Annotated in this window: 7 protein-coding genes and 1 riboswitch; of the genes, 3 read left to right on the top strand and 4 right to left on the bottom strand. The window is 71.5% G+C overall.

The window, feature by feature from the left end; genetic code table 11:
* Positions 1 to 18: 18 nt before the first annotated feature.
* On the bottom strand, positions 19 to 1,134 hold the full coding sequence (locus ACOV8S_RS16895; protein ID WP_448318625.1) for an NlpC/P60 family protein: 1,116 nt from the start codon (positions 1,132 to 1,134) through the stop codon (positions 19 to 21).
* A gap of 376 nt (positions 1,135 to 1,510) precedes the next feature.
* On the opposite strand from ACOV8S_RS16895, the gene ACOV8S_RS16890 reads away from it, so the two are divergent.
* Entirely contained in the window at positions 1,511 to 1,864 is a 354-nt protein-coding gene (locus ACOV8S_RS16890) for a hypothetical protein (protein ID WP_382554825.1), read from the top strand.
* A gap of 124 nt (positions 1,865 to 1,988) precedes the next feature.
* On the opposite strand, the gene ACOV8S_RS16885 is transcribed toward ACOV8S_RS16890, so the two are convergent.
* Positions 1,989 to 3,149 carry an NlpC/P60 family protein gene (locus tag ACOV8S_RS16885; protein WP_448318624.1) on the bottom strand — a complete coding sequence of 387 codons (1,161 nt, stop codon included), beginning with the start codon at positions 3,147 to 3,149 and terminating at the stop codon, positions 1,989 to 1,991.
* A gap of 7 nt (positions 3,150 to 3,156) precedes the next feature.
* Positions 3,157 to 3,316, bottom strand: a riboswitch (cyclic di-AMP (ydaO/yuaA leader).
* 258 nt (positions 3,317 to 3,574) lie between these two features.
* Entirely contained in the window at positions 3,575 to 4,858 is a 1,284-nt protein-coding gene (locus ACOV8S_RS16880) for a hypothetical protein (protein WP_448318623.1), read from the bottom strand.
* An 879-nt stretch (positions 4,859 to 5,737) separates the two neighbouring features.
* Between ACOV8S_RS16880 and ACOV8S_RS16875 the strand changes: the two genes are divergently transcribed.
* Positions 5,738 to 6,223, top strand: coding sequence for a pyridoxamine 5'-phosphate oxidase family protein (locus ACOV8S_RS16875; protein ID WP_448318893.1), 486 nt, complete (start codon positions 5,738 to 5,740; stop codon positions 6,221 to 6,223).
* 80 nt (positions 6,224 to 6,303) lie between these two features.
* Here the strand turns inward: ACOV8S_RS16875 and guaA are convergent, their stop codons facing one another.
* Positions 6,304 to 7,893, bottom strand: a complete 1,590-nt coding sequence (gene guaA / locus ACOV8S_RS16870; protein WP_448318622.1) for a glutamine-hydrolyzing GMP synthase — start codon at positions 7,891 to 7,893, stop codon at positions 6,304 to 6,306.
* Between the two features lie 171 nt (positions 7,894 to 8,064).
* Here guaA and pcrA point away from each other — a divergent pair.
* Positions 8,065 to 10,492: DNA helicase PcrA (gene pcrA, locus ACOV8S_RS16865; RefSeq protein WP_448318621.1), on the top strand; the 2,428-nt coding region annotated here is incomplete at its 3' end.

Genomic DNA, 10,492 nt, shown 5'->3' with positions numbered 1-10,492 from the left:
GCCCCGCGTCACCCGGGCTCACACCACCCGGGTCGCTCCGGCGAACGGCATCTCGTCGACCGGGGCGATGCGCACCGGGGCCGAGGGGTTCGGGGCGTGGATCATCTTGCCGTTGCCGATGTACATGCCCACGTGCGTGACGCCCGGATAGAAGAACACCAGGTCGCCGGGGCGGAGCTGGGACCGGGAGACGCGCTGTCCGGCGCCGATCTGCGCGTACGTGGTGCGCGGGATCGAGATGCCGGCGGAGCGGTAGGCGGCCTGGACGAGCCCCGAGCAGTCGAAGGCGTTGGGGCCGGTGGCGCCCCAGACGTACGGGCTGCCGAGCTTGCGCTGGGCGTAGGCGATGGCCGCCGCAGTGCGCGAGTTGGGCGCCGCGATCCGGCCGCCCGAACCGCCCGAGGTCTGCAGGCCGGTGGCCGCGGAGCCATTTCCATGGCCGTTCCCCTTGCCGTTCCCGTGCTGCCGGGACGGGCCTTCGGCGGTGCCGCCGCCGGTCCGGGCGGCCAGGCGCCGGCGCTCCTCGGCGGTGAGCTGGGAGAGCAGACGGCGGGCCTTGGTCAGCTTGGTGGTGACGGTCTTCTTGTGGCGTTCCGCCCGCTCCTGCTGGTCCTGCAGCTTCTCCAGTTCGGTCCGGGCCTCCTCACGCACCTCGTCCAGCTCGCGGATCTGCCGGGAGACGGAGGCGATCTCGGTGGCCTGGAGGGCTCCGGCTCGCTCGGCCATTCCGGCGTCCCGCAGGAAGCGGTCCGGGTCCGAGGAGAGCGCCAGTTGCATCGCGGGGCCGAGGCCGTTGCCCGAGCGGTACTGAGCGGCGGCTGCCGATCCCAGTGACTCGCGGGCGGCGTTGAGGTCCTCGGTGCGGCGGGCCGCCTCGTCCTGCAGCTTGTCGACCCGGCGTTCGGCGGCCTGGGTCCGCTCCTTCGCGCCGTTGTACTTCTCGGTGGCCGCCTCGGCCTCCCGGTAGAGCCGGTCGACCTCCTCGCGCACCTGCTCCGGGGTCGGCTTCGGCGCTGCGTGTCCGACGCCGTCCAGTCCTGCCGACGCGGCCGCACCCGCGAGAACCGCGGTGAGCAGGGTGCGGGCCCTGCTGCCGCTCCGCTTGTGCTGTGGGGGTTTGCGGTGCGCTGCCACGTCGAGTCCATGTCCTTCCGTACGTCCCGTCCCGGGCGGGACGGTCGCGCATCCGGCGGCGACCCGCACAGGGGAGGCGGGCCGCCGCCGGAGCCTTCGATGAGGTGTCCGACGCCGTCCCGGTCAGGACGACGGAGGGGGAGTCGGGCACCTGGAGGAGGACGCTAATCCGGTTCGTCACCATCCGGTAACGGTTTGTACGCAGATGAATGCAAAGAGTCACGATGGAGTGCGAGGGTGAAAGGCGCAGGTTCGATCTTGGTGGAACCGTGGGGCGGGATGACCGAATGCATACTTATGGGGCGGATGTGACGGGCGGGGTGCTACGAGCGGCCCGCCGCCGGAGCCCTCGACGGCGGTGGCTAGGCTCCCCGCCATGGACGTTCTCCTGCACATCTTCGTCGGTCTTCACATCATCGGAATCGCCGCGCTCCTCGGCGGCTTCTTCCACCAGATGAAGGCCATCGGTCAGGGCACCGCCCGCTTCACCCCGGGCATGCTGCACGGCGCCCTCACCATGCTGGTCACCGGCATCGTGCTGGTCGGCCTCAACGAGGCCCAGGGCGGCTCGGTCAACCACATCAAGATCGGCATCAAGCTGCTGCTGCTGATCGTGATCCTCGGCCTGGTCTACGTGAAGCGGGACGAAGAGCGGGTGGACAAGGGGCAGTTCGCCCTGGTGGGTGCGCTGACCATGGTGAACATCTTCATCGCGGTGCTGTGGACGTGATCCGGCGCCGGTGAGCCGGTGACGCAGGTACACGGACGGCCCGCACGCATCGAGCGTGCGGGCCGTCCGCGCGGTACGTCAGCGTTCGGCCTTCAGCCTCGGCCGTCCGCGTATGTCCGTCCGGTCAGGCGGGGCGGACGATGCTGTGGATGGAGCCCTCGCCGTCGTAGTAGATCGACTCCTCGCGCACGTACGTGCCGGGCTTGGGGGCGTGGATCATCATGCCCCCGCCGATGTAGAGGCCCACGTGGGTGACGTCGTCGTAGAAGAAGACCAGGTCGCCGGGCCGGGCCTCGGAGACGGGGACGGCGGTTCCGGCGTTCACCTGGTCGTAGGTGGTGCGCGGCAGGTCCACGCCGGCGGACTTCCAGGCGGCCTGGGTGAGGCCGGAGCAGTCGTAGGAGTCCGGTCCGGTCGCGCCCCAGACGTACGGCAGGCCGATCTTCGCCTCGGCGAAGGTGACCGCCTTCTGCCCCAGTGAGGTGGAAGCCTCCGTGGTGCCGCCGGAGCCGGTACCCGAGCCGCTGCCGCCGGCGGTCTCCTCGGCCTCCTGCTCGGCGAGCGCCTCCTCGCGGGCCTTCTCCTCGGCCGCCTGCTGCTCGGCCAGCTCCTCCGCCTTCCGGCGCGCCTCCTCCTCCTTCTTCCGCTCGATCTCGGCGAGCCGCGCCTTCTCCTCGGCGGTCAGCTCGGCCAGGAGTTCACGGGCGTCGGTGAGCTTCGCCTGGACGGTCGCCTTGCTGGTGCGCAGCTTCTTCTCGGAGGAGTTGAGCGTCTTCAGGCTCTCGGTGGCCTCCTGCCGCTTCTCGGCGGTGTCCGCCTGTCTCTCCACGTACTCCTCGACAGCGTCCTGCTGGCGACCGGTCAGGCGGTCCATCAGCTGGGCCTGGTCGAAGTAGTCCTGGGGCGCGTCGGAGAGGAGGAAGGTGGCGGTGTCGGGGAGGGCCGTGCCGGAGCGGTACTGGGCGGCGGCGTACGAACCGAGCTTCTCGCGGGCCTCGTTCAGTTCCTCGGTGCGCTCGGCGACCTCGTCGAGCAGCTTGTCGAGGTCCTTGCGCTGCTTCTCGCTCTGTTCCTTGGCCGAGTTGTACTTCTCGGTGGCGGCCTCGGCCTGGCGGTAGAGGCGGTCGACCTTCTCCTGCACCTCTTCGAGGCCGGGGCGGTCGGACGGCGCGGCCTGTGCGGTCTGGGCGAGCAGGGCCACGGAGGTGAGGGCGACGGTCGCCAGCGCGGGGGTGCGTATGCCCGCGAGCAGGCCGGCCGGGCGGGGCTTTCGGTGCGACGCCAAGGCGGCGACTCCTTCCGTCTCCCGCCTACCGGGTTAGCTGTCGGGTTCGGGCGTGACGTCCGGAAGGATTGCCCTACGGTCCGGCGGGGCGGCCGAACCGATTCACCCCAGGTGGTGCGTGCGGGTCCCCGGCTCCGGCGCGCGGCCGGACTCGGCGGGGGCCGCACGGACCTGCGAGGTTCGCCGGTCGGGATCGGACGGCCCGCGGGCACGTTAGCCAACCTGTGGGGTCCCTGTGAAGGACGGTGTTCGATATGCCCGATACGTTTTCGTGACCTTGGGGTGAGCGTGGCGTTGTGTGACGGGCATGCGGCGTGCGGTCACCGCCAGCGCGCCGCCCGCATCAGGCGCCGCCCGCGCCGTGCGCCGCCCGCGCCACGCGCCGTGCGCCCACGCGGAGCCCGCGCACGGTTCGCCGGGCGGTGTCACTCGGTGATGTCGACGACCACCTTGTTGGTCTCCAGCCCCGCGGCCGTCACGACCTGGACCTCGACCCGGCCGGGTTCCACGTCGGCCGGCACCGGGACGGTCAGCACCGTGTCGGACGGGTTGCTGAAGCCGCCCGCGACCGGGACCAGCGGCACGTGGACGTTGACCGCTCCTATCCGGACGACCATCCGCGACAGCCGGTCCGCGCTCTGCGCCCCCGGCGGGACGAAGCCCGCGCCACGGATCTCGATGTCGTCGCCGGTGCGGATCGGACCGTCCAGGTCACCTGCCTCGCGCGCCCGCACCACGGAGAGGACGACCGCGCGCCCGCCCTCCGCGTACTTGCCCGCCAGGTACGTCGCCGCCGACACCAGCACCACCACGGCCAGCCCCCACGGCAGGTCGGGCAGCTGCTCGGGGCGCCGGGCCAGCCGGACCAGGCCGAAGACCAGCGCCACGGCGGAGATCACCACGTACTGGATGTCGGCGAAGCTGCCCCGGCCGGAGTCGTCGGTCAGCAGGTCGGCGGCACGGGGCCGGTGGGCGCGGACCTTCTGGAGCCGCTGCCCCTGCACCCGCAGGCTCACCACCCGCCGGACCAGCACCGCGATGGCACAGACCACGGCCAGCACCGTCACCACACCCGCGCCCCGGGCCAGTTCCAGACCGGCGATCAGCTCGTCGCGCCTGCGGTGCCCGGAGGCGGCGGCCAGCTGACCGGCCAGCGTGAGCACGGCGAAGGCGGTGAACAGCACCCACGCGGCGGCCACCGCCCGGGAGGTGGACAGGCGGTTGTCCTCGCCGATCACCGGGGCGAGCACCCCGCCCTTGTCCCGGTGGAACCAGGAAGCCGCGGAAAGTGCGGTGCCCGTCAGCAGCGCGGCCAGCAGTCCGGCCGTGCGCGCCGAGGTCCAGCCGGCGCCGATCGCCGTGAGTGCCTGGACCAGCAGCAACACCACCGCCGCGCCCCACACCGCGTACAGCGTGGTCCGCCACAGCCGGGCAAGCCACGCCTGCCCCTCGGACCGGCTCCGCTCGGCCACTTCGGCCGCGGACTGGGTGAGCTCGTCGGAGACCCACTGCCGGGAGGCGGAGGCCGAATGGGCGACCGCGGCCGGCAACCCCTTCCCTGCGGCGAACTCGTCCCGCTGGTGGAGGAAGGCCGCCACGGCCTTCCGATGCCCCGCACGCGCCCCGTGCGGGCAGTCCCCGCACGTGCAGCCGCCCCCGTGGGCGTCCTTCGCCGCGTCGGCGCCCTGCCTCGCCTCCTGCACCGCCACGCCGTGTCCGCCTTCCCGCACCCGATCGTCCCTACGGCAACTCCGCTGCCGAGTAGGGGAATTGTGCCGTACCGCCCGCCCCGTCCGGTCCCCGGGGCCCACGTCGGCGCGGGCATGCGGGGGAACCAGAGGCCCACGCTTCGGCCTCTTCCTGCACAACCGTCCCGGGGGGCTGCGGGTCTCGGGTAGGACACAAGATTTTCGACTTGTTCGGAGCTGCTGGTGAACGCCCTGCACGACCCCCGTCTCGTCGACCTCATGCGGCAGGTCGCCGCGGGAGCGTCCACGGTGGTGATCCGTGATTCCGCCGCCCACCCGCAGAAGTCGGCCGCCGTGCTGGTGCACATCGCCGAGTGCTACGGATACCGCTACTCCCACCTGCGGGTGGAGCGCCGGTTCATCGAGCACACGGTCGTCCTCGTCCTGGACCGGGACCCCTCGCCCGACGGTAGGCGTCGTGCCGCGGCCACCATGGCGACCCTTCCACCCGCTTTCGGAGGGATGTTCCCGGGGATGAGGCCCGGCCGGTTGCCCGACCGGCCCGAGGCCGAGGGCCAGTTGGACCTGATCCGGGCCCACGTCAGGTTCGAGACGCTGACCCGGCTTCCTGCGCGCCGTGCGCACCTCGTCGGCTGGGTGTCCAGCGCGGTGGTCCTCCTGCCGGCAGTGCTGACGGGGGAGTACCTGTTCCTGGGGGCGATGGCTCTCCTCGTGCTGCTGCCGGTGTACGGGGGGATCGCGTACAACCGTCTGCACCGCCGGGTGCTCTCCCGTCGGCTGACGGCCGCCGGCTGCGTACCAGTCCTGGCGGAGGACGGACGGCCCGGTTTCTCGCGGAGCGTGCCGAGCGGCTTCGGGGTGGAGGGCAGACTGACGGCCATGACGAGCATCACCGACTGGGCAGCGTTCTCCCTGGCCGAACCCGAACTCGCCGAGGTGGTCGAGAAGCGGTTCGGCGACTTCACCCACCACGTCCTCGCCACCCTCCGCAGTGACGGGTCACCCCGCACCACCGGCATCGAGGTGCGCTTCCTGGACGGCGACCTCTGGCTCGGCATGATGCCGGGCTCGCTGAAGGCCCGGGACCTGCTGCGCGACCCGCGCTTCAACCTGCAGGCCAACCCGGGTCCGGGCGTGGGGATGGGCGGCGGCGACGTTCGGGTCGCCGGCCGTGCGGTCCCGGTCGAGGACGGTGAGGCCCGCAGCCGGTACGTCGGCGAGGTCTCCCCGCCCGACCCGGACGCCTTCCACCTGTTCCGCGTCGACCTCACGGAGGTGGTGCGGGTGTCCGTGGAGAACGACGAGTACATGGTCGTGCAGACCTGGAAGCCGGGCGAGCCGCTCCGCAGCGTGCGCCGGACGTGACCGCCGACACGTGACCACGACGACGGGGCGCCGTCCGGCTGTCCGGACGGCGCCCCGTCGTCACGCGGTGGCGGGAGAGGTCACTCCCACTCGATGGTGCCCGGCGGCTTGGACGTGACGTCCAGCACGACGCGGTTGACGTCACGCACCTCGTTGGTGATGCGGGTGGAGATCTTCTCCAGCACCTCGTAGGGCAGCCGCGACCAGTCGGCCGTCATGGCGTCCTCGGAGGAGACCGGGCGCAGCACGATCGGGTGGCCGTAGGTGCGGCCGTCGCCCTGGACGCCGACGCTGCGGACGTCCGCGAGCAGGACCACCGGGCACTGCCAGATCAGGCTGTCCTGGCCGGCCGCGGTGAGCTCCTCGCGGGCGATGGCGTCGGCCTCGCGCAGCAGGTCCAGGCGCTCCTTGGTGACCTCGCCGACGATGCGGATGCCGAGGCCGGGGCCCGGGAAGGGCTGGCGCTGGACGATCTCCTCCGGCAGGCCGAGCTCCTGGCCGACCATCCGGACCTCGTCCTTGAACAGCTGGCGCAGCGGCTCGATCAGCTTGAACTCGAGGTCCTCCGGCAGGCCGCCCACGTTGTGGTGGGACTTGATGTTGGCCGTGCCGGTGCCGCCGCCGGACTCGACGACGTCCGGGTACAGGGTGCCCTGGACCAGGAACTCCACGGGCTGGTCGCCCGGGGCCTCGGCGACGATCTCGGCCTGTGCCTGCTCGAAGACGCGGATGAACTCGCGCCCGATGATCTTGCGCTTCTCCTCGGGGTCGCTGACGCCCTTCAGCGCGTCGAGGAAGCGCTCCTCGGCGTCGACGACCTTGAGCTCCACGCCGGTGGCGGCGACGAAGTCCTTCTCGACCTGCTCGGTCTCGCCCTTGCGCATCAGGCCGTGGTCGACGTACACGCAGGTCAGCTGCTTGCCGATGGCCTTCTGGACCAGCGCCGCGGCGACCGCGGAGTCCACACCGCCGGACAGGCCGCAGATGGCGCGCTTGTTGCCGACCATCTCGCGGATGGTGGCGACCTGCTCGTCGATGACGTTGCCGGTGGTCCAGTCCGGGCTGATGCCCGCGCCCCGGTAGAGGAAGTGCTCGAGGATCTGCTGGCCGAACGTGGAGTGCATCACCTCGGGGTGGTACTGCACGCCGTACAGCTTCTTCTCGTCGTTCTCGAAGGCGGCGACCGGGACCACGTCGGTGGAGGCCGTCACCTCGAAGCCCTCGGGGGCGGCGGAGCAGGCGTCACCGTGCGACATCCACACGGGCTGCTCGTCCGGGGTGCCCTCGAAGAGGGTGGAACCGGAGCGGCTCACGTGGAGCTGGGTGCGGCCGTACTCGCGGGCGCCGGTGTTGTCGACCTGGCCACCCAGGCTCTGCGCCATCAGCTGGAAGCCGTAGCACATGCCGAAGACGGGAACGCCGGCCTCGAACAGGGCGGGGTCCATGGACGGCGCGCCGGGCTCGTACACGGACGACGGGCCGCCGGACAGGATGATCGCCGCCGGATTCTTCGCGAGGATCTCGTCGACCGGCGTGGTGCCCGGAACGATCTCGCTGTAGACCCGGGCCTCACGGACGCGGCGGGCGATGAGCTGGGCGTACTGCGCACCGAAGTCGACGACCAGGACGGTGTCGGGGGCGGCGGACGCAGCGGTGGGCGCTGATGACACGGGGGGCCTTCCGGCGTCAGGGTGTGGGTCTGTCCGCCCAATTCTACCGGTGTGCGGAGAACGCCTCGCCCGCCCGCGGCTCACCCGCCCGCCCACGCGGCCCGCACCGGGCGGCACCGGTTTCGGACAGAGGCCACGGGTGTCGGCGGGGGGTCCTAGACTCGGAGGGCGATGAGCAGCCTCTTTGACGAAAGCTACCTGGCGAGCCTCCAGGCACCTCCGGCCCACGACGAGGTGCCCCCGCCGCCGGACGACGAGCACGACGAACACGCTCCGGAGCCGATCCCGGACGACCTGTTCGCAGGCCGCTTCGACGTGCCGCCGGCGAGGGACGCGCACTACCGCGACGGCGCCCCCCGCCCGGCGCTCAGCGGCGCGGCCCTGCTGGAGGGGCTGAACGAGAACCAGCGGGACGCCGTGACGCACGCCGGCTCCCCGCTGCTCATCGTGGCCGGAGCGGGCTCCGGCAAGACCCGGGTGCTCACCCACCGCATCGCCTACCTGCTCGCCGAGCGCGGCGTGCACCCCGGGCAGATCCTGGCGATCACCTTCACCAACAAGGCCGCCGGCGAGATGAAGGAGCGCGTCGAGCAGCTGGTGGGTCCGCGCGCCTCGGCGATGTGGGTCATGACGTTCCACAGCGCCTGCGTGCGCATCCTGCGCCGGGAGAGCAAGCGCCTCGGCTTCACCTCGTCGTTCTCGATCTACGACGCCGCCGACAGCAAGCGGCTGATGGCCCTGGTCTGCCGTGACCTGGACCTGGACCCGAAGCGCTTCCCGCCGAAGTCGTTCAGCGCCAAGATCTCGAACCTGAAGAACGAGCTGATCGACGACGAGGACTTCGCCGCCCAGGCCGCCGACGGCTTCGAGAAGACCCTCGCCCAGGCCTACGCGATGTACCAGTCCCGCCTGCGCGAGGCGAACGCTCTGGACTTCGACGACCTGATCATGACGACGGTCAACCTGTTCCGCGCGTTCCCGGACGTGGCCGAGCACTACCGCCGCCGCTTCCGGCACGTCCTGGTCGACGAGTACCAGGACACCAACCACGCCCAGTACGCGCTGGTGCGCGAGCTGGTCGGCGGCGCCTCGGAGATGCTCGACGAGGACGTGCCGCCCGGCCCGGAGGACGTGCCCCCGGCCGAGCTGTGCGTGGTGGGTGACGCGGACCAGTCGATCTACGCGTTCCGCGGCGCGACCATCCGGAACATCCTCGACTTCGAGGAGGACTACCCGGACGCCACGACGATCCTGCTGGAGCAGAACTACCGCTCCACGCAGACCATCCTCAGCGCCGCCAACGCGGTCATCGAGCGCAACGAGTCGCGCCGTCCCAAGAACCTGTGGACCAACGCCGGCTCGGGCGCACGGATCACCGGCTTCGTCGCCGACAACGAGCACGACGAGGCGCAGTTCGTCGCCGAGGAGATAGACCGCCTCACCGACGCGGGCGACGCCAAGCCCGGTGACGTCGCGGTCTTCTACCGGACCAACGCGCAGTCCCGTGTGTTCGAGGAGATCTTCATCCGCGTCGGCCTGCCGTACAAGGTCGTCGGCGGCGTGCGCTTCTACGAGCGCAAGGAGGTCCGGGACGTCCTCTCGTACCTGCGGGTGCTCGCCAACCCGGAGGACGCGGTGCCGCTGCGCCGCATCCTCAACGTGCCCAAGCGCGGCATCGGTGACCGTGCCGAGGCGATGATCGAGGCGCTGGCGCGGCGGGAGCGGATCAGCTTCCCGCAGGCGCTGCTGCGCGTCGACGAGGCGTACGGCATGGCGGCGCGGTCGACCAACGCGGTCAGGCGCTTCAACACGCTGATGGAGGAGCTGCGCACCGTCGTGGAGTCCGGCGCCGGTCCGGCCACGGTCCTGGAGGCCGTGCTGGAGCGGACCGGCTACCTCGCCGAGCTGCAGGCGTCCACCGATCCGCAGGACGAGACGCGGATCGAGAACCTCCAGGAGCTCGCCGCGGTGGCCCTGGAGTTCGAGCAGGAGAATGCGCAGGCGGAGGGCGTCGAGGAAGGCGAGACCGCCTCGCTCGCGGACTTCCTGGAGCGGGTCGCGCTGGTCGCCGACTCCGACCAGATCCCCGACGAGGAGGACGGCAACGGCGTCATCACGCTGATGACGCTGCACACCGCCAAGGGCCTGGAGTTCCCGGTGGTCTTCCTGACCGGCATGGAGGACGGCGTCTTCCCCCACATGCGGGCGCTGGGCCAGGTCAAGGAGCTCGAGGAGGAGCGCCGGCTGGCCTACGTCGGCATCACCCGTGCCCGTGAGCGGCTGTACCTGACCCGGGCGGCGCTGCGCAGCGCCTGGGGGCAGCCGTCGTACAACCCGCCGTCGCGGTTCCTGGAGGAGATCCCGGAGACCCATCTCGACTGGCGGCGCAAGGGCGGTTCGGCGGGAGGCGGCGGTTTCGCGTCCGGTCCCGCGGCGGGAGTGGCGGCTTCGCTGTCGTCCTCGCGATCGCGTTCCTCGGCGGCGGGCGGCTCCGGCTTCGCCACGCGCCGGGCGGGGGACAAGCCGGTGGTCGCGCTGTCCGTCGGCGACCGGGTCACCCACGACCAGTTCGGTCTCGGCACGGTGGTCGGGGTCGCGG

Source organism: Streptomyces sp. CO7 (assembly GCF_053474865.1).
Note: the sequence above shows the minus strand (reverse complement) of the source record. Positions and strands in the feature narration are given on the sequence as shown.

Excerpts from the sequence above, each read along its gene's own strand:
- ACOV8S_RS16890 (WP_382554825.1), top strand. The coding sequence starts at position 1,511 with ATGGACGTTCTCCTGCACATCTTCGTCGGTCTTCACATCATCGGAATC.
- ACOV8S_RS16875 (WP_448318893.1), top strand. The coding sequence starts at position 5,738 with ATGACGAGCATCACCGACTGGGCAGCGTTCTCCCTGGCCGAACCCGAA.